This is a genomic window from Virgibacillus sp. 6R, assembly GCF_001895305.1.
GTDB classification, from domain to species: Bacteria; Bacillota; Bacilli; order Bacillales; family Amphibacillaceae; genus Virgibacillus; species Virgibacillus pantothenticus.
On the sequence record NZ_CP017762.1, the window covers coordinates 3,770,142 to 3,790,675 of the forward strand.

14 protein-coding genes are annotated in these 20,534 nt (G+C 38.2%); 11 read left to right on the top strand and 3 right to left on the bottom strand.

Annotated elements, in window-relative coordinates; translation table 11 throughout:
• Window positions 1-7 precede the first annotated feature (7 nt).
• The 4 genes from leuB (at window position 8) to ilvA (ending at window position 4,529) form a co-directional block, all read left to right on the top strand.
• On the top strand, window positions 8-1,114 hold the full coding sequence (leuB, locus tag BKP57_RS17060; protein ID WP_072742053.1) for a 3-isopropylmalate dehydrogenase: 1,107 nt from the start codon (window positions 8-10) through the stop codon (window positions 1,112-1,114).
• An 18-nt stretch (window positions 1,115-1,132) separates the two neighbouring features.
• Entirely contained in the window at window positions 1,133-2,545 is a 1,413-nt protein-coding gene (leuC, locus tag BKP57_RS17065; RefSeq protein ID WP_072742054.1) for a 3-isopropylmalate dehydratase large subunit, read from the top strand.
• 350 nt (window positions 2,546-2,895) lie between these two features.
• The gene (leuD, locus tag BKP57_RS17070; protein ID WP_050352132.1) at window positions 2,896-3,483 is read left to right on the top strand and encodes a 3-isopropylmalate dehydratase small subunit; all 588 of its coding nucleotides are present in this window, start codon (window positions 2,896-2,898) and stop codon (window positions 3,481-3,483) included.
• Window positions 3,480-4,529: a threonine ammonia-lyase gene (gene ilvA / locus BKP57_RS17075; RefSeq protein ID WP_072742055.1), complete on the top strand. Its 1,050-nt coding sequence runs from the start codon at window positions 3,480-3,482 to the stop codon at window positions 4,527-4,529. The genes leuD and ilvA overlap by 4 nt, the downstream gene beginning before the upstream one ends.
• Window positions 4,530-4,723: 194 nt before the next feature.
• Here ilvA and BKP57_RS17080 read toward each other — a convergent pair whose 3' ends face one another.
• Both BKP57_RS17080 and BKP57_RS17085 read right to left on the bottom strand, forming a co-directional pair.
• Complete coding sequence (locus BKP57_RS17080; protein WP_232231211.1) at window positions 4,724-5,596, bottom strand: YitT family protein; 873 nt, start codon at window positions 5,594-5,596, stop codon at window positions 4,724-4,726.
• Between the two features lie 360 nt (window positions 5,597-5,956).
• On the bottom strand, window positions 5,957-6,424 hold the full coding sequence (locus BKP57_RS17085) for an SRPBCC family protein (RefSeq protein ID WP_050352133.1): 468 nt from the start codon (window positions 6,422-6,424) through the stop codon (window positions 5,957-5,959).
• A 461-nt stretch (window positions 6,425-6,885) separates the two neighbouring features.
• Here BKP57_RS17085 and galE point away from each other — a divergent pair, with 461 nt between their 5' ends.
• Together galE and BKP57_RS17095 are read left to right on the top strand one after the other, a co-directional pair.
• Window positions 6,886-7,875: a UDP-glucose 4-epimerase GalE gene (gene galE, locus BKP57_RS17090; RefSeq protein WP_050352134.1), complete on the top strand. Its 990-nt coding sequence runs from the start codon at window positions 6,886-6,888 to the stop codon at window positions 7,873-7,875.
• A gap of 484 nt (window positions 7,876-8,359) precedes the next feature.
• The gene (locus BKP57_RS17095; RefSeq protein ID WP_072742056.1) at window positions 8,360-12,199 is read left to right on the top strand and encodes an endo-alpha-N-acetylgalactosaminidase family protein; all 3,840 of its coding nucleotides are present in this window, start codon (window positions 8,360-8,362) and stop codon (window positions 12,197-12,199) included.
• A gap of 913 nt (window positions 12,200-13,112) precedes the next feature.
• Here the strand turns inward: BKP57_RS17095 and BKP57_RS17100 are convergent.
• Entirely contained in the window at window positions 13,113-13,946 is an 834-nt protein-coding gene (locus BKP57_RS17100; protein ID WP_050352136.1) for an AraC family transcriptional regulator, read from the bottom strand.
• 363 nt (window positions 13,947-14,309) lie between these two features.
• Here BKP57_RS17100 and BKP57_RS17105 point away from each other — a divergent pair, with 363 nt between their 5' ends.
• The 5 genes from BKP57_RS17105 (at window position 14,310) to BKP57_RS22545 (ending at window position 20,191) form a co-directional block, all read left to right on the top strand.
• Window positions 14,310-15,659, top strand: coding sequence for a carbohydrate ABC transporter substrate-binding protein (locus tag BKP57_RS17105; protein WP_072742057.1), 1,350 nt, complete (start codon window positions 14,310-14,312; stop codon window positions 15,657-15,659).
• 406 nt (window positions 15,660-16,065) lie between these two features.
• Window positions 16,066-16,956 carry a carbohydrate ABC transporter permease gene (locus BKP57_RS17110; protein ID WP_050352138.1) on the top strand — a complete coding sequence of 297 codons (891 nt, stop codon included), beginning with the start codon at window positions 16,066-16,068 and terminating at the stop codon, window positions 16,954-16,956.
• Window positions 16,957-16,973: 17 nt separating this feature from the next.
• Window positions 16,974-17,855, top strand: coding sequence for a carbohydrate ABC transporter permease (locus BKP57_RS17115; RefSeq protein WP_072742058.1), 882 nt, complete (start codon window positions 16,974-16,976; stop codon window positions 17,853-17,855).
• Window positions 17,856-17,864: 9 nt separating this feature from the next.
• Entirely contained in the window at window positions 17,865-20,027 is a 2,163-nt protein-coding gene (gene gnpA, locus BKP57_RS17120; protein WP_072742466.1) for a 1,3-beta-galactosyl-N-acetylhexosamine phosphorylase, read from the top strand.
• On the top strand, window positions 20,024-20,191 hold the full coding sequence (locus tag BKP57_RS22545) for a DUF6903 family protein (protein WP_169770799.1): 168 nt from the start codon (window positions 20,024-20,026) through the stop codon (window positions 20,189-20,191). Before gnpA ends, BKP57_RS22545 begins: the two co-directional genes overlap by 4 nt.
• Window positions 20,192-20,534 lie beyond the last annotated feature (343 nt).

A 20,534-nucleotide genomic window follows, 5' to 3' on the forward strand; every position in this document is an offset into this window, starting at 1 on the left:
AGGATGTATGAATAAGCAGATTGTTGTTCTTCCTGGTGACGGAATTGGCAAAGAAATTATGAAGTCTGCTGTACGTGTCCTACAAGCGATTGCGGAAAATTTTAACCATCAATTTACCTTTTCCGAGCAGCTTATAGGAGGTGCTGCGATTGATCAAGATCAATCGCCATTGCCGCAAGCAACGATTCAAGCTTGCAAAAAAGCAGATGCAGTTTTACTAGGTGCAGTTGGAGGTGAAAAATGGGACTTACTTCCTGGAGACCAACGTCCAGAAAAGGGGTTGTTGGGTATTCGCAAAGAATTAGGTTTATTTGCCAATTTACGACCGATTAAAGCGTTTAGTCCGTTACTTCATGCATCCCCATTAAAGGAAGAACTTGTTAATGGGAGTGATATTCTCATTATTCGTGAATTGACAGGTGGTTTATATTTTGGTGAGCCGAAAAAAAGAATCCCGGAAGAAAATGCTGTCGTTGATACGTTATATTATACCCAAGAAGAGATAGAGCGAATTATTGATAAAGCCTTTCAAACCGCTAAAACACGAAGGAAACATGTAACCTCTGTGGATAAAGCGAATGTTTTAGAGTCAAGCAGGATGTGGAGAGAGATTGTGGAAGAAAAGAGCAAAGCGTATCCGGATGTCACTGTTAACCATCTGCTTGTGGACGCCGCAGCCATGAAGTTAATTACGAATCCAAAACAATTTGATGTCATCGTCACGGAAAATATGTTTGGTGATATTTTAAGTGATGAAGCGTCCGTTCTGACTGGATCATTAGGCATGCTCCCTTCCGCTAGTGTTCGAACTGACGGGGTAGGTCTATATGAACCTGTGCATGGCTCTGCACCTGATATTGCTGGAAAAGGGATTGCAAATCCGCTCGGCATGATTCTTTCTGCCAGTTCCATGCTACGTCAATCCTTTGGGATGGAACAGGAAGCAGACGAGATCGAAAATGCCATTCAAACGACACTTGAACAGGGCTACCATACACCTGATTTAATGATTAAAAATGGTACTGTGGTCGGTACAGAGGAAATGACAGACTTGGTAATTGGAAACTTAGCAACGAATGAAGCATCAAAATGTATTTGTAATTCCTATGCATAACGTAGAGGAGGTGGGAAATTGACAAAGGCAAAAACGATTATCGAGAAAATTTGGGAGCAGCATACCGTTCATCAGGAAACAGGGAAACCAGATTTGTTGTATATTGATTTGCATTTAATCCATGAAGTGACTTCACCGCAAGCTTTTGAAGGACTGCGAATAAATAATCGACAAGTACGGCGTCCAGATTTGACATATGCCACGATGGATCATAATGTGCCAACGAAGAATAGGGATGTTATTAAGGATGCAGTTTCTCGTAAACAGATGGAAACATTGCGGCGTAACTGTATGGAACATAATATTCCTTTAGCGGATATGTTTCATCCTGATCAGGGGATTGTCCATGTAATTGGTCCGGAGCTAGGCTTAACGCAACCAGGGAAAACGATTGTTTGCGGGGATAGTCATACGTCAACACATGGTGCTTTTGGTGCACTTGCATTTGGAATTGGCACGAGTGAAGTAGAGCATGTATTAGCAACACAAACGATATGGCAGGAGAAGCCAAAAACATTAAATGTTCATGTAGAGGGGGATTTGAGTTCAGGTGTCACTGCCAAAGATTTAATTTTAGCAATTATCGCTAAGTTTGGTGTTCGTTTCGGGACGGGTTACGTTATGGAATACACGGGTGAAGCGATCCGAAATCTTTCCATGGAGGGGCGGATGACGATCTGCAATATGTCGATCGAGGCAGGAGCACGTGCAGGTTTGATTAGCCCTGACGAAACGACGGTGGAGTATTTGCGAGGAAGAGCACATGTGCCACAAGGAGAGGAATTTACGAAAATAACCCAACAATGGCTCTCGTTAGCTACAGACGATGGAGCAGAGTATGATCATTATGTGAGCATCCGAGGAGATGAAGTGGAGCCGCAAGTAACATGGGGAACCAATCCCTCTATGTGTGTTCCTGTAAGTGGTTCAACTCCGAAGATAGATGAAGCAGCATACCCTGAAGATGTAAAGCGGGCGCTTGATTATATGGGATTGTCTGAGAATCAGCCTATTTCATCCATTCATATTGACCATGTCTTTATCGGCTCGTGTACAAATTCTCGGTTAAGCGATTTGCAAAAAGCGGCCTCCATTGTAAAAGGAAAAAAAGTGCATCCAGAAGTTCGTGCGATCGTTGTACCAGGTTCATTCAGTACAAAATTGCAGGCAGAGAAGCTGGGAATTGACAAAATTTTTCAGGAAGCAGGATTTGAATGGCGTGAATCCGGGTGCAGCATGTGCTTAGCTATGAACGATGATGTTGTTCCTCCAGGCGGGCGTTGCGCTTCCACCTCCAATCGGAATTTTGAAGGCAGACAGGGAAATGGAGCTAGGACTCATCTTGTCAGTCCGGAGATGGCAGCCATAGCAGCCATTGAAGGGCACTTTGTAGATGTGCGTGATTATGCAAGTGCGAAAATCACTTCATAAAATGGAAACTTCTGTAGGAAGCTGCTACCTTCATTGGTAGTAGGCTGTCTTAATCAATTGCCCAGCGTTTTCGTTTATCCGGCATGTAACGGCAGGAAGACCTACTGCCCTTCCATGCTATAGAGGTAAACCTGGCAGGATAAATAGAGCATCTACCTGCAAGTCGAATGCCCGATGCTGTTCAGTATCTATAGGTCGTACGCTCGCGGTACTAACCAGCGACGGGGGATAAAAGCCCCTGCGGTTGAAAGATACTTTAATCATATGAAACTATGAGAGTAATGTCCGATAGCTTTGAGCAAATCAGGCATTTGGAGCAGTGAAAATTTACGGAAGAAGGAGGGGAAGCAATGGAAGCCATTCAAAGGCATAAGGGATTGGTATATCCCTTAAACCGAACCAATGTCGATACCGATCAAATTATTCCCAAGCAATTTTTAAAGCGGATTGAACGAACGGGGTTTGGGCAATATCTTTTCTATCATTGGCGCTTTGATGATGATGGAAAGTTGCGTGAAGGCTTTAATCTAAATGATAAACGCTACGAACATGCATCGATTTTACTAGCGGGCGAAAATTTTGGTTGCGGATCTTCAAGGGAGCACGCTCCATGGGCTTTGTTAGACTATGGTTTTCGAGTTATTATAGCGCCGAGTTTTGCAGATATTTTTTATAATAATGCTTTAAAAAACGGCATGATTGTTATCCGAGTTGCCGAAGAGCAGGTGAATCAGTGGATGAGAAAAGCCGAGCAGCAAGCATTTACATTAGATGTAGACTTGGAAAACCAGCAAATCACCGAACAAGATATGGTCTATCCATTTGAAATTCCTTCTTATCATAAGGAAAAATTAATCAATGGTTGGGATGATATTGCATTAACTCTACAACACGAAGAAAAAATTGCGCAGTATGAAAAAAAGTATGAGCTAAAATGAAACTTACAAAAGAGGAAAATGACAGCCTTAATAAGGAGTGTGGGGAAATTGGGGATTGCTTAACAGGTGAAAAGGTATATAATGCGTTGCAGCGACTTGCTCCGCTTGTTCATCGAACACCTTTATTAACATCACAAACGACAAATAACTATTTAGGAAAAAATGTTTATTTTAAAATGGAGAACCAGCAGAAAACAGGTGCTTTTAAATTTAGAGGTGCCACATTCAAATTAATGCAGTTAAAGAAACGACAATTGGATAAAGGTGTTATCACTGCTTCAGCTGGAAATCATGCTCAAGGAGTAGCTTATGCGGCTGCTAAGTTAGGGGCAAAAGCAACCATTTTTATGGCTGAGAAAACACCACTAGCAAAAGTAAATGCAACGCGTAATTATGGCGCCCAAGTCGTTTTATCTGGAGAAACTTTTCAAGAAGCGTATGAAGCCTCTCTTCAGCATCAATTGCAGACAGGGGCTGAATACATTCACCCCTTTGACGATTATGATGTCATGGCTGGTCAAGGTACAATTGCGATGGAATTATTGCGACAAGAGGATCGCATTGATACTATATTGGTTCCAGTAGGTGGCGGTGGATTAATTAGCGGAATCGCTGTTGCAGCAAAACATGTAAATCGCAACATGAAAATTATTGGTGTTCAGGCTGAAGGGGCTGACGCTATTTATAGAAGTTATCATACTGGTAGAACAGAAAATCTTCACTCTGTTTATACCATTGCAGAGGGAATTGCAGTCAAAAAACCAGGTGAACGAACGTTACCAATCATTCGAGAATATGTGGATGATATGGTAACTGTGTCAGACGAAGCCATTGCCTCAGCTATTGTTTATATGCTTGAGCGAAATAAAACATTAATGGAGGGAGCGGGAGCCGCGGCAATTGCTGCCTTATTCGCCCATAATAAGCAGATTAAATCCCGACATTGTGGGGTCGTTGTGAGTGGCGGAAATATGGATATTAGCACCATGCCTAAAATACAACAGCTAGCTGAAAAATTATCCAACCGCGAGCTTGTTCACTCATAATAAACCGGATGACAGAGTGAAAGTCACATGAGCGGTTAAAAACAAACGCCGAGGTTGGGACATAAGCAAATACTATATAGCAAAAGCCGAACAATACATTTATCATTGTTCGGCTTATTTCCATTAAAAAAATTTCTATCATCGCTATGTCAAAATACTTCGCTTTCCGCAGGTCTCTTCAGCTTTATCTTGGGCTAAAGCTTCTGCCCATAATACTTATCAAGAGAAAATCCCCGACCCAATATTTCAGAGGCATTTAAGAAGATGACAAACGAATCGGTTTCTTCGTGTTGCAGAATCTTTTTTAAATGAACTGCTTCTTGTTGTTCAGCAACGCACAGAATCATTGTCTTCTTTTTATCAGAGTAACCACCAATCGATCGCACTTTTGTTAAACCTCGATCCAGTTCCTTACGAATCAGTGATTGAATTCGTTCTTCGTCATCCGTAATAACCATGATCAATTTTGTAGCCGATGTTTGTAGCTGAACGATATCGATCGTTTTACTTGTAATATAAATACACATTAAGGCAAACAGTGTTAATTCTAAGTTGAATACGATAATAGAAGAAATGACTACTAAGCCATCAACGATTAATTGGGAGTAACCGCTGGATAAGCCCGTGAACTTCTTTACAATTTGCGCAATAGCGGCTGTACCACCAGTCGAGCCATTCCCTTTATATACAATGCCTAAGCCAGTGCCCAGCATAATCCCGCCATAGAGCGCACTAAGTAAAGGATTTGTTAAAGTTATTGGGATATCTGCACTTAACCAGATAATGAACGGAACCCAAAATGTACCTACTAACGTTTTCCAACTAAAATCTTTTCCTAACGCCATCCAGCCGATAACAAAGATCGGAATATTAATTATAAATTGAACCGTAGCAGGGCTAATTTGATACAATTCAAAAAGAATAGTACTAACACCAGATATACCGCCTGCTGCTAATTTAGCTGGTAGTAAAAAGATATTATAAGCTAAACCTACCAGTGTAGCACCAATAATAATTTGTGAATACGCGAGTATGGTTGGATTCATTTTTTTTGTAATTGTCGTCATTTATATAAATCCCTCTCTTTAAAAAGCAAAGTAACACGGATATCATTCTAACATGAAGGATATAGACTGTCGACTTTGGTTCATAGAAAGGTAAGAAAATATGGACGAACTGAACTTGTATGATAGTCTGTCACGGCTGAACCATTGCGAATTTAAACTTACACTGGATTCTTCACTTACTGTAGTTTTATAAGGTGCTGTAAGACTCCCACTTCAGGAGATGGGTAATCTGTACTGAAACAAGCCTAGAAGATAACAGCACCTAAATACCCTATTTCGTAAGCGTCTTTTAGGTCATACTCTTGGGCTACCAACAAGCCGTGAGATGAATGAAAACCCCCCACTGCTGGAAGATTCACTTTATAGGGAATAGGCAATAGAAGATGGCTTTTTTGTTTGCATTTGGTGTATCATATTATCGATGAAATGGCTCGTTAATTTTGGTAAAAACGCTCGCAAAGAACCATTCACTATTTTCCCGGCTAGGCCTTTTGCAGTAATCGTAAGTGAGCAAATTATAATTGTTTCGCTGTTACTCAGCTTGTTTGCACAAACAGTTCCTTTGCCTGTAAGCTGTTTATTGCTACTAGATAATGTGAAAGCAATCTTGTTCGGCTCCGTCCATTCTGTAATCGTGACAGTTAAATGAACGGTTTTTTGAATTGCTCCGACTTTTCCTCTACAAACCCAGATGGACTTTTTATGATCGATCATTTTATGTTGTTCATATCCGGGGACCAATGGTGCCCAGTTATTAAGATCACTGATAAATCTCCAAATGTCTTCTATGTTCATGGTGATATTTCTTTTACAAATGGTGTTTGGCAATGCGTTATTCCTCCTTCATTTTGTTTTACTGTTTTTACTTCTGCACCCAATGATATATATGCATCAAACAGAGAATTAGAAGCAATTTTTTAAAATGGGGGTTTGAACATGTGTAAAAAGATAGTTATTTTGTAAAAATAAGCGGTTAAACAGCGCTCTGTATACCTTTGTTATTAGGCAAACGGAAATAATTCTAATATAAATAAGGAAATAACTTGTTTGTAGACGCTAAAGCGATGTAGGATATAGGTGAAATATCTATAAATAAGACTTATAATGAAAACGTGTACTTCAAGTAAGGTGTTCAAAATCCGATTAAATTAAACGGATGAAGGTAAAAAAAGGCTAATAATCAAAAGCTATGCGATACATTCGTATGATAAAGAAAAAAGTATGATAACTTTTTAAATGGTTTAGCTTCCTTTTTGAACACATATTCCATACAAAAGGAGAGAATGAGGATGAGTATATTAGTGTTAGGTGGCGCTGGCTATATCGGCTCTCATGCGGTATATCAATTAATCGATAAAGGTAAAGAAGTGGTTGTTGTAGATAATTTAGAAACCGGTCATCAAGGAGCGATTCACCCAAAGGCCACATTTTATCAAGGGGATATCCGTAACCAGGATTTTTTACGAACGGTTTTCGCTAAAGAATCTATTGAGGCTGTTATTCATTTTGCTGCCAATTCCCTTGTCGGCGAATCGATGGAAAAACCTTTGAAATACTTTGATAATAATGTGTACGGTACACAAGTTTTATTACAAGTCATGACAGAATATGACGTGAAGCGGATTGTCTTTTCATCTACAGCTGCTACATATGGGGAACCAGAAGCAGTTCCAATAACTGAAACCATGCCTACCAATCCGACAAGCACTTATGGGGAAACGAAACTAACGATGGAAAAGCTGATGAAATGGACAGAAAAAGCGCATGGAATAAACTATGTATCGTTAAGATATTTTAATGTGGCGGGCGCCCGTGAAACTGGAGAAATTGGCGAAGATCATCAACCGGAAACGCATTTGATCCCAATTGTGTTGCAAACAGCTTTAGGACAGCGTGATTATATAACCATCTTTGGGGATGATTATGATACGGAAGATGGTACATGTATTCGTGATTATATTCACGTAGAAGATTTAATTGCTGCCCATTTGCTTGCTTTGGATTACTTGCAACGCGGCGGAGAAAGTAATGTATTCAATTTAGGGAGCAGTCAAGGATTTTCGGTAAAAGAAATCATTGATACTGCAAGAGAAGTAACAGGTAAAGTAATCCCTGCGCAAATCGGTGAAAGGCGAGCTGGTGATCCGAGTACATTGATTGCTAGCTCGGAAAAAGCTAAAAGCGTATTAGGCTGGAATCCCGAGCGCACGTTAATCACTAAAATTATTCAAGATGCCTGGAACTGGCATGTTGGTCATCCAAATGGATATGAAAATTAATATAAATCAATTTTGAAATTCGGTCGTGTACATGTCAGGTTGTTTTAGACAAGTACACGATTTTTTATAAGATAGGAAACTGCATAAAAATAACTGTAGAAGTCGCCTTTTCATACTAAAAGATAAAACCTTGTGGTGGCACCAACTGCGAGTCAAGCTGCTTTAACGAATCTAACTATAAGATGAAGAAAAAAATCGGGCTATTTAAAGATTCATTTCATGAAATAGCTATACTTTCTCTGCGAAAAATTCGCATTTGATATGTGAAAAAATTTGCTCTACTAGCAGTAAATATTAGCAACAATCCATATAATCCTTTTGGACTGGAAGGGATTATATGCTAGTTCTTTAATCTTAGTTTTTTCAGATAAAAACAATATTTATAAAAAATCAAACAACATTCCTATTGTGTAAGCGTTTTATTAAGAATAGGCTTAACTTAGTACTAGTACACAGCATAGACACTTGAAGGAGGTTGGTTATTTTGGGTAAAAGTTTGCAAAAGGAACTAGTTATTTTTCTTACTGTGTTGATGTTGGGATTTGCAGGGTTAACAGGTATTTATCCATCTAGCGTTATGGCTCAAAAATTGGATACAGGAACAGATGAAAAGGCTGAAGAAACTAACAAATCATCTGATGTTGATCGGGAAGCTGAAGCAGTTGAGATTACAGATACAAAGCTAGAAGAAGGGGATTTTGAAGTTTTGCAAGGAGATGGAACGCTTACGTATAACAGTGATGGATCTGTAACGTACGGTGTAACATCATACCAAAAAAACAAAATTGTCTATGATAATATGCCTACAATAAAGGACGGTATTTTTGAGGCAGATATTACAGCCGATACAGACTTAAAACGTTTTGGCTTTATCTATCGGGTTCAAGATGCTTCTGCTTATACGTATGTTGGGACTGGAGATGACAATGATCAGTATTTTGGTGAAGTGTTCGGTCCAGCTAACAAATGGACTTCTATGACAAGCAGCTTACCATTGAAAGCGAATAAAGCATATAAACTTCGTGTTAAATTTATCGATGATACAGCAAGTTTATATATCAATGGTGAAAAAATAGGTTCCTGGGTACAACCAGAAGGCGTAGATTCTCCAGGTTTACTAGGTTTTGAAAAAAGTCGTGGTGAGGCAAATATAACGATATCAAATGTAAAAATTCAAGAATATATGCCGCCAAAGCCACCGAGTGAAGAACCTGTATTAGAAACGTTACGCTCAGACTATATGAATGTATTTGTAGATGAGGTATATCCTCGAGTGGTCAAATATGACGTAGACGGAAAAATCATGCATGGGCAAGAAACACCTGTATATGGATTAAAGATAAATAGCATGCTTTACTATCCAGAAGTGCAGTTTGAAAAGGTAAGTAATAATGAAGCCATTTATTCACTTCATGTACAAGATGCATATGAGGATATTGACGTTAAGATGAAACTCTCATTAAAAGTAGACGATAATCAAGTTATTTATCAAGTACAGGAAGTGGATTCCAAAACAGATGTCAATGTTGAAACAATAGAATTTGCCGATTTAAATTTTATTTCTGTAAATGATACACAAAAAGACGCAGAGGCAAAGCTAACCAATTTAAGCAGTGATGTAACAAAGTCAGGAGATGTTACTGTAAAAGTAGACTCTGCAATGAAAGGTATTGGATCGAAGGCTCGATACTACACTGCATTTTTGTCCACTAATGAACTTAGTGCAGGCGTATGGTCGAGCTCAGAAGTGAATGGTTATCGAAATCTTATCGCACGTCACTATGAAAATGAGAACGGTAACAAGGTAGTGGGAATTGGTTCAAATACTTTATATTACCATCGCGACTTTATGAAGCAACCTTCTTCTAATACGCCAACAGTTAAAGTGGTCATCGCAGAAAATATCAATGGAGATAATGAAGTTAACTGGGAGGATGCAGCGATTGAATACCGAGATTTACTTCCCGAGGTAGAAGGTGCTGAAACGGTTAATAATACAGTAGGAACCAGAATTGCGATGAATTTCGGCTCTCACGCTCAACAGCCTTTTTTAAAAACATTGGATAATGTGAAAAAAGTTGCATTAGCAACGGATGGGCTAGGACAAGCAGTTTTATTAAAAGGCTATGCCAACGAAGGACATGATAGCGGCCATCCAGATTACGGCGATGTTGGAGAAAAGATGGGTGGTGTAAAAGATATCAACACACTTATCAAAGAAGGAAAGAATTACAATGCTGATTTTGGAGTGCATATTAATGCCCAAGAAGCTTATCCTGAAGCAAAATCGTTCAGTGAAGCACTCATTAATGGACCAGATGCAAAAGGGTGGGGCTGGTTAGATCAGTCATACACGATTGATAAATTAAAAGATCTATACACCGGTTCACGAGCGAAGCGCTTAGATGAACTTAAAGAAAATGTACCAAATTTAGATTTTATTTATTTGGATGTATGGTATCAGGATCAATGGGAATCAAATCGAGTAGCTGAGCAATTTGCCGATCGAGGCTGGAGAATGACGACAGAATTTGGAACATCTATTGCCAATTATTCAACCTGGCAGCATTGGGCTACTGATAAAAATTACGGTGGATCAACTGATAAAGGGATTAATTCAGAAGTGCTTCGGTTTATTAGCAACCATCAAAAGGATTCGTGGGTATTGAATTGGCCAGAAGCTGGTGGAACAGCAGATCATCCATTGCTTGGTGGCTTTGAACTAGCTGGCTTTGAAGGATGGCAATCCGATAAAAACTTTGACCAATTCATTAAAATGACATTTGATACAAACGTTCCGACTAAATTTTTACAAAAATACTATGTAACGAACTGGGAAACGACAAATGGCGATCCTACAAAAACGAACTTAGAAAAAGAAATTACTTTAAATGATCCTAGCAACGGCGATATAGTAAAAGTAACGAGAAAGGACAACTCCAGAGAACGAATTATTACGCTTAACGGTCAAGTTGTTTTGGATGGTCACACATATCTATTGCCTTGGATAGAGCAAGATTTCGAAACTCTGACACCAGATTCAAAGAAATTGTATCATTGGAATTTGGAAGGAGGTAAAACGACGTGGAAGCTGCCAGATGAATATAAGCATGCTTCTAAGATATATGCTTATAAATTAACCGATCAAGGCAGAGCGAAAAAGCAAAAGATCCAAGTTAAAAATAATACGATCACATTAAACGCTGAGCCAGCAACGCCGTATGTTCTTGAGGCAAAGCAAACAAAAGGTGTTCAAGTTAAAGAGTGGAGTGAAGCTGCACATGTTAGTGATACAACCTTTAATTCAGGATCATTAAAAAGTAAACATACGCAGATTTATGGCGATAAAAAGGCTGTTGATGTGAAGCGTACACAGCAAATGGGTAGTGGACGTAATCTTAGTAGTGGTGATTATTATTTACAATTTACCGATCCAAAAAAAGATTCCCAAGTAACGAAAAAAATCATTGATTTGCAACCTGGTAAAGATTACGTTGCAGAAGTTTATGTAGAAAATAATAGTGATGTAAAAGCGGGTATTCAAATTGAAGGCAGTAAGCAAGCAGCGTCTAATTATACGTATCGGAGCTTGCAGAAGAACTATGTGAAAGCTGATTCTCATGCGACTAATGATGGATACAATAGTAAAATGCAGCGCATGCAAGTAGCATTTACAGCGAAAAAATCATCTGCGAAATTGATCTTAAGCCGAGAAGCTGGAGAAGGAATTACGAAATTTGATGATATTCGCATTGTCCAAAAAAGCTTGGATAACCGCCCATCTGCAACCATATTTGAGCAAGATTTCGAATCAGTTGTCCAAGGGATTTACCCATTTGTCGTAGGTAATACAGAAGGGGTAGAAGATAATCGTGTGCATCTATCCCAACTCCATGCTCCATATACGCAAAAGGGCTGGGCAGGCAAAAAGGTTGTCGATGATGTGCTAGCTGGAAATGGGTCGCTGAAAGTGAATACTGGTAATAATGGTCTCGTCTATCGTACCATACCACAAAACTTTCATTTTGAAGCTGGAAAAACGTATAAAGTGACGTTTGATTATCAAACAACAGCACATTCTTATCGATTTATCTCTGGTAATGAGGCGATTGATGTTCGTGACATCAGTCAAGTCGAGGGGCTTCAAGTAAATGAAAAATTATCGTCAGCAACCGATACAAAAACAGTAACCTTTACCGTGAAAGGGTCAGATAATCACCAAACGTATATCGGGATTTTTAATGACGGTACATCATTAAATGGTGATACTGGAGAAGGTACATTTATGCTGGATAATTTACGAATTGAAACTGTAGGGGAATAGAGATAAATGAAGTAGTTATTCATGACAAAAGAATAACTGTATGATCTGGCGAAAAATATCTATTTAAACAATAAAAATAATGAACCGCTTGAAATCAAAGTTTCTTCAGTGGTTTCCCCCCGAAAGATAGACATTTTCACGCTAACTTTCGGGGGTAACCACCTTTTATGCGGTTTTTCTATTTTATCCCTATATATGGTGCTAAGCTCCCACTTAAAGAGTGGGATAATCTATACTGGAATAAGTCGAAGAGGGAGATAATAGCAACTAAATGCTCGAGATTCTTTTAGGAACCTTAGCTACACCCTGATGGGTACTAACAATTCGTGAGGAACGCCCCATAGATTGGAAATTCACTTTATGCTTATGTCTTTTTTACAAATACATTATAAAATAATATGCATAATAGTCAATGTACTCTGTGAAAATGAATGATAATAATATAGTTGTGGTAAATTTACCCAATATATTTAAATGACTACTTAGTATAGAGGACGTTTAAATGTGCTTATGTTTAACAAGTTATAAACGTCCTCTGGTACTTACTCAACAATGAGAAAGATTGAATGTGAAAATGTAGAGTTCTAATTGATTAATTGAAGGATTAGAAAAATCATAAGATATCGCTTTTTAAAAAAAGTTACTCCATTACATAAGATGTTAAGACCTCAAGCTCCTAAAGAATAAGATTTGGAATAGGTTAGGTAATTTCGGTAGGAATAGTGACGTGCTGCCGGTATCACTCAAAAGAGTAAGGTTCAATAGCTTTAGCTGTTTCTTTGAAAAGTCCGCTTAAACTATTGAACCACCATTATAAAGCAGCATGTACGTTGGTGTTTGAGACCAGCAAGAGTGCCCCCTTTTAATCTATTCTTTTTTGTTTTTTGTTAATTGGGAAGTATCCATCATCCAATTATGAATTCGCTCTCATTTCTTTCCGATATTTCGATGGGGTCTGCGACGTTAACCGTTTGAACGCTTGCGTAAAAAAAGACTGCGATGAAAAGCCAGTGAAGGCAGCAATATGAGCAATAGAATAATCTGTCGTTTCTAACATAAGCTTTGCTTCTTTAATTCGCACACGGTTTAAATATTCTATTGGGGATATTCCCATATCCTTTTTAAATGTGTGTGCTAAATAATATTTATTTATATGCCCGACCTCAGCCAGCTTATCCAATGTTATGCTATCGCGATAATTCTGGTTAATATAATACATAATAAATGCGGAAGCTTTATTAATGTTCGGCGACGCTGTTTGATTAATAGTAAGCTTTTTGTCTCTTTGAAGTTTAATAATCATGATTTCTATAATGTTTTGGCAAATAATTTCATAGTTTTCTTTAGATAACTGTATCTCTTCTAATAGCCTGTTTAAATAAAACAGGATATTGTTTCGATCCACTTGAAAACGATACAATCCTAGATGGTTTCTCTTATCCGCACTGCTAAAGAATAGGCCTTCTATTCCTAAAGCAATATATTCAAGTGAATCATGCAAGTTGGATTTCTCCGTATGCTCGACGTTTGGATTGATAATGACTAAATCATTTTCTTTAATCGGAATCTCTTGATCAACAAGTACAAATGAGCCTTTCCCTTTCACAATATAGAACAGCTCGGAAAAATGATGCGTATGCTGTGTACTATGCCAGCCTTTATCGTATTTGGAATGCGTAATATATAGAAGTTTAAATGGTGGCTTTTCATGCTTGGAATCTTTGATTTGATAGACTTCATATGACACTCTTTTCTACCTCCTTTCTAGAGAAGTATTTTACGTGAAATAGTAAACAAGTGTTTCCATTACTATTGAACACCATTTTTAAAAATTTTGTAAGGGGTTTATTTTGGAAAATCTTCATTGTCATAAAAGAAATGTTTCAGTATGTGTAATCGATTTTCCGCCTCGTGTTAAAGCAAGCGTTAGTAATAAGGCGATTCATCCTTGTTGTTTACATATATTCATCTGCTACCGTGATTTTATAGGAGTCACTTATAAAAAGCAACAAACCTAAAAAAGTAGACAACATGTTTATTGTGAAAGCGTTTTAATATCTGTACGATAAAGATAAGCAAGAAAACTAACTTAAAACAGGGGGCTTCAATTATGAAAAGAATGAAGTTTTTATTAACTGTTTCTATTATTTTCGTTATTTTTACTTTGACGGCGTGTTCAAATAAAAATCAAGCAGGAGATAAGTCAGAGGCTAAAGAAGACAGCGGCGAAAAAACAACCTTACATGTAGCAGCGTTAGAATCTGCTTATGGTAAAGAAATGTGGGAAAACATTGTCCAATCCTATGAAAAAGTAAATCCAGATGTAACAGTTGAATTACAAATCGAAAAGAATCTGGAAGAAGTGGTACGACCAAATATGCAGGCTGGGGACTATCCAGATGTGTTATTGTTAGCTACAAACAGAGAAGAAGCTCTAACAGAAACTTTAATTAAAGAAGATGGAGTAGAAAACATCACCGACGTATTAGATATGCAAGTACCTGGAGAAGAGACTACTGTAAATGAAAAATTATTAGAAGGCTTTACAGACACACTTGCTACAAATCCTTATGCAGATGGAGAAACTTATTTAGCTCCTATGTTCTACAGCCCTACAGGTTTATTCTACAATGCAGGTCTATTTGAAGAAAAAGGCTGGGAAGTTCCAAAAACATGGGATGAAATGTGGGAATTAGGAGATAAGGCTAAAGAAGAAGGTATTGCCTTATTCACGTATCCAACAAGTAACTATTTTGATACATTAATCGGTTCGATGTTGTATGCTGCTGGTGGAACTGATTTTTATAGTTCGGCTATGACATATGAAGATGGCATTTGGGAATCTAAAGAAGCGACACAAGTATTAGAAACGGTTGAAAAATTGGCAGAATATGTGCATCCAAATACAGTAGCAAATGCAAATCCAAATGATTTCACCAAAAATCAGCAGCTTGTGTTAGACAATAAAGCTTTGTTTATGCCAAATGGTAACTGGGTTGTCGATGAGATGAAAGAAGCTCCAAGAGCAGAAAACTTTGCATGGGGAATGGCTTCGATTCCGGCATTTGAAGATGGTGGCAACCGCTATGCATTTACTTTCTTTGAACAAATTTGGATTCCAAAAGAAGCAGAAAATAAAGGAGCAGCAAAAGAGTTTATCGCGTATATGTATTCCGATGAAGCAGCGGATACGTTCTTAGAAGCTGGAGCTGTACAGCCAATTAAAGACATCACGGAAAAATTAAGCGGTCAAAAACAAACTTTCTACAGCATTTATGATGCTGAAGGCGTACTTCCAGCAATGGGAACTTTTGCATCAACGAAACCAGTTCCTGGTGCAAATATGGGTGACACATTATACGGAAGTATTGACAGTGTTATAAGTGGTGATATGACGTATAAAGATTGGCAGAAGAAAATGGAAGAAGTAAGTGACAAGTTAAGACCAGCTATGAATTAACAGCATTCCATTGTATGTGAATTTATGAAAACGGTGAGCAGATATAAAGCATACTCGCTCACTTCGTAACAAAGAAAACGAGCAGTTATTTAGAGTAATCATGGGCAGCCCTTCTTCCTCAGCATCAATGTGTTAAGAATGACAGCATTATAGGGAGGGGTTGCCCGTATTGGTTCATTTCAATGTACACAACGTTATAAACAAAGCTAATACTATTTTGGAGATAGCGTATTACTGAAATAGAGCTACCTCTTTAGAAATAGTTAAAAATGCTGATAAGAACTGTTTTCTATAGTGGAAAATAACACACTAAAAAATCTGCGTTCTGCTTGTGATAGTTGTAATGTTAATGTCGAAATATGATTAACCATACTTTCATAGTTTTGTATTGGAGAGAGGTGAGAAAATGAGCAAATCGAAATCACGTCAGGTATTTATTGGTGTCTGCGTTGCGCCGGCGCTAATTTTATTAATCGTCTTCATGTTTATGCCAACATTTGAAGTTTTTCGTATGTCGCTTTATAGTTGGGGCGGATTTTCCAACACGCAGCAATTTGTTGGCTTCGATAATTTTAAATTGCTTTGGAATGATATGACGTTTATTCGTTCCTTTCAAAACTCTATTTTTCTTATCGTCGTCGTAGCTATTGTGACCTTTGCGTTTGCCGTTTTTTTTGCAGCCATTTTAACCAAAGAAAACGTAAAGGGCGGAAATTTTTTCAGGATCATTTTTTACATCCCTAATATTTTATCAATTGTTGTTATTGCAGGGATTTTTTCAGCAGTCTATGATCCGTCCGGCGGTCTATTAAATAGTGTTTTAGATATATTTAGCCTGGAAAATCTCCAGCAAATGTGGTTAGGGGATCAAAAAATTGTAATTTATAGCTTGGCTGCAGCTTTAGTTTGGCAAGCGATCGGATATTATATGGTGATGTATATGTCAAGTATGGCGGCTATCCCGCCAAGTTTTTACGAAGCAGCTTCGTTAGAAGGAGCGAGTAAAATCAAACAGTTTACCAGTATTACCTTACCTTTAGTTTGGAACAACATTCGAACAACGCTAACCTTCTTTATTATTAGTACGATTAATTTAAGCTTTTTGCTAGTGAAAGCCATGACCGGCGGAGGACCTGATGGTTCAACAGAAGTATTTCTTTCGTACATGTATGATCAGGCATATGGCAACTCTACGTTTGGTTACGGAATGGCTATAGGGGTTATTGTATTTCTGTTCTCCTTCTTGTTAGCATCGATTGTCAGCAGGATAACGAAACGAGATGTATTAGAGTATTAAGGAGGTTCGAATGGACAATGAAAAACTCAAAAAAAATTAGTCTGGATGGGCTAATGAGGGTATTTATCTATGTTGCATTAATAACATTGGCAGTCTCGATTATTGTTCCAGTCGCATGGGTGTTTTTAGCATCGATTAAGCAAAATAAAGAGTTTTATGGCAGTCCTTGGTCACTTCCAGAAGGAATTCATCTTGCCAACTTTGTCGAAGCTTTTCAAGAAGCGCAAATGGGTGAGTACTTATTAAATTCGGTACTCGTTACAGCAATGGCTTTACTCATTTTATTACTAGTAGCTTTACCAGCATCCTATGCGTTATCCAGATTCGAGTTTAGAGGAAATCGTTTGATTAATTCTATCGTCAAAGCAGGATTGTTCATTAATGTTAGTTATATTGCGGTGCCGATTTTCTTAATGCTGTTAGACTGGGATACGGGTTTAAAAGCTATGTTAGGAAATGATCTGTTACTAAATAACAGGTTTATGTTGGCATTGATTTATGCTTCAACCGCTTTACCGTTTACGATTTATTTATTATCCAGCTATTTCAAAACGCTTCCAGCTGATTTTGAAGAAGCAGCAAGCATCGATGGTGCAGGCTATTATCGGACGATGTTTTCCGTTATGCTTCCGATGGCAGCACCTAGTATCGTGATCGTCATCTTATTTAATTTTTTATTGTTTTGGAATGAATATATATTAGCATTGACGTTAATGCCAGCAAGCAATCAAACATTGCCAGTAGGCTTGTTGAATTTGATGGCTGCTGAGCGTTCAGCAGTTAACTATGGACCAATGTATGCAGGTATGGTAATCGTCATGCTTCCTACATTAATTTTATATATTATGGTGCAGAAACGTTTAACACAAGGAATGACAGTTGGCGGAGTGAAAGGATAGGTGTCAAAAGTGAAAAAATCAACAGGAAGAGTAACATTACCAAGTCAGCAAAATTTTTTACAAGAAACAAAGGAATTGATGGAGCGTTGGGGGGCAGATGCAATCCGGGATAGTGATGGGACGAAGCTGGATGATGAGATAAAACAATTGGATGCAAAGATTTATACCACGTATTTTGTAGCACGGAACCATAATGATTTTGCCAAGCAGCACCTAGAGGAAATGCAACAGTTATATTTAATGTCGCAATTTTACACGGCAACGGAAACCACTTTGGAAATTCCATTTCTGAAAGGCTATTTTGAGGAGCAAATCGAGCCTGATTATATGCATGATCCAAAGGTGTGGTGGGAAGTAATAGACCGGTCAACTGGGGAGGTCGTTTCTCCTGATCATTGGCAAGTAAATGAAGAAAAAAATAGCGTAATCATTAAACAAGTTCTTCCGTGGCACGAATATACCGTTTCTTTCCTAGCTTATATGAAGTGGGATCCGACTCAGATGTATAATCACATCACGAATGATTGGGGAGATACGCCACATGATATCCCGTTTGACGTTCGTCAACCTCATTCTAACAAGTATGTGAAAGAATATTTGCAGCAATGGTTAAAGGAAAACCCGGACACAGATGTTGTTCGTTTCACTACGTTTTTCTATCATTTTACGCTTATTTTCAATGATTTAGGAAAAGAAAAATTCGTTGATTGGTTCGGCTATGGTGCAAGTGTTTCCGTTGCAGCCTTAGAAGCCTTCGCAAAGGAAAAGGGCTATCGTCTAAGGCCGGAAGATATTGTGGACAAAGGCTATTACAATACGACCTTCCGTGTTCCTTCCCAAGCTTACTTGGATTACATTGATTTTATCCAGCAGTTTGTTGCTAAGGAAGTAAAGGAATTAGTCGATATCGTCCATGATCATAATAAAGAAGCAATGATGTTTTTAGGAGATAATTGGATTGGAACAGAGCCTTATGGCAACTATTTTTCAAGTATAGGAATGGACGCAGTCGTTGGAAGTGTCGGAGATGGCACAACGCTGCGGATTATTGCCGACATTCCTGGTGTGAAATATACAGAAGGAAGATTTCTACCCTATTTCTTCCCAGACACATTCTATGAGGGGAATGACCCAGTCATTGAGGCAAATGAAAATTGGTTAACAGCCCGCAGAGCACTCATGCGCAAGCCTTTAGATCGAATCGGCTATGGTGGCTATCTAAGCTTGGCTTATCAATTCCCTAAATTCGTTGATTATGTAGAAAAGGTTACTAATGAATTTCGTGAGATTTATAACAATATTCATGGTACCAAGCCATATATTGGATTAAAAGTAGCTGTCTTAAATGCGTGGGGTAAATTACGAACATGGCAAACACATATTGTCGCTCATGGGAAATGGTATAAAAAAGCTTATTCTTATCAGGGCGTATTAGAAGCGCTTAGTGGATCAGCTGTGGATGTCTCGTTTATTAGCTTTGATGATGTTATAGGTAACGGGGTCCCAGATGATGTGGATATTATTATTAATGCGGGTGATGCAGGTACTGCATTTTCAGGTGGAGAAAGATGGAAGGATGTTAGATTAACCTCTATCCTTCGAGAATGGGTGTACCAAGGTGGAGGATTCGTTGGAATAGGTGAACCAACTGCATATCATCAGGAAGGGCGCTATTTCCAACTGGCTAATGTTTTAGGAGTTGATAAAGAATTGGGCTTTAGCTTATCGACGAATAAATATTTTACCGAAGTAACGGAGAACCATTTTATTGCTGAAGATGTAGTAGCATTTGATTTTGGCGAAAGTATGGAACATATCTATGCTCTGAACGAAGCAACAGAAATTATCGAGTACTCGAATGGTGGGGTTCATCTAGCTAGTTCAACCTTTGGGAAGGGTAGAGGCGTTTATATTGCAGGTTTACCGTATAGTCACGAGAATACAAGACTGTTGTTGCGAGCTTTGTATTATGCTGCTCATAAAGAGGGAGAAATGAAAAAATGGTTCGCTTCTAATGTGCATTGTGAAGTACATGCTTATCCAGAAATTAAAAAATATGCCATCATTAATAACTCTACAGAGACGCAAATTACTGATGTTTATGATGGGTCTGGAAACAAACGTCAAGTTACGTTAGAGGCAAGTGAAATAGTATGGGAGGACTATTCATGAAGGATAAAATCTTATTAAGTGCAAAGGTTGTTTTCTTTCTTTTTTGCCTATTTCTCATATTTTACGGACAGCAAACGGTTGGCAAGTGGGAGTTGTTTTTGCAGCTTGTTGGACTAACTGGTCTCTTGTTTTTACTTTGGGACTATAACCGGAAATTTGTGTAAATCTAAAAAAAGAAAGCAGATAAAGAGAGTTGCACGCTAGTGCCTACATGAGAAAGTTATGCAGCAACCGTTCCTCGCTGAACTTTAAACCACTACTTCACCAAGTTCAAAATGGTAGGAGATGGCATTAATTACAAGCAAAGTTTGGTACGACATGAAGGGTGCAACAATGTTTCATTCATCTCCAGAATGACATGACTTTGCCTGCTTTTGAGCGTAGAATGATTTTTTTGACATTATATTTTAGTAGACTGAGGCATAGAAAAAAGTGAAGTCACTCTTTGGTTCGATATTTTGTTTAAACGGTAAACTTTAAGCTAGGTTAAGGATAGTTTTTGACTTG

Excerpts from the sequence above, each read along its gene's own strand:
- BKP57_RS17110 (WP_050352138.1), top strand. The coding sequence starts at position 16,066 with ATGAGCAAATCGAAATCACGTCAGGTATTTATTGGTGTCTGCGTTGCG.
- BKP57_RS22545 (WP_169770799.1), top strand. The coding sequence starts at position 20,024 with ATGAAGGATAAAATCTTATTAAGTGCAAAGGTTGTTTTCTTTCTTTTT.
- BKP57_RS17115 (WP_072742058.1), top strand. The coding sequence starts at position 16,974 with ATGAAAAACTCAAAAAAAATTAGTCTGGATGGGCTAATGAGGGTATTT.
- leuD (WP_050352132.1), top strand. The coding sequence starts at position 2,896 with ATGGAAGCCATTCAAAGGCATAAGGGATTGGTATATCCCTTAAACCGA.
- galE (WP_050352134.1), top strand. The coding sequence starts at position 6,886 with ATGAGTATATTAGTGTTAGGTGGCGCTGGCTATATCGGCTCTCATGCG.
- BKP57_RS17080 (WP_232231211.1), bottom strand. The coding sequence starts at position 5,596 with ATGACGACAATTACAAAAAAAATGAATCCAACCATACTCGCGTATTCA.
- BKP57_RS17105 (WP_072742057.1), top strand. The coding sequence starts at position 14,310 with ATGAAAAGAATGAAGTTTTTATTAACTGTTTCTATTATTTTCGTTATT.
- leuB (WP_072742053.1), top strand. The coding sequence starts at position 8 with ATGAATAAGCAGATTGTTGTTCTTCCTGGTGACGGAATTGGCAAAGAA.
- ilvA (WP_072742055.1), top strand. The coding sequence starts at position 3,480 with ATGAAACTTACAAAAGAGGAAAATGACAGCCTTAATAAGGAGTGTGGG.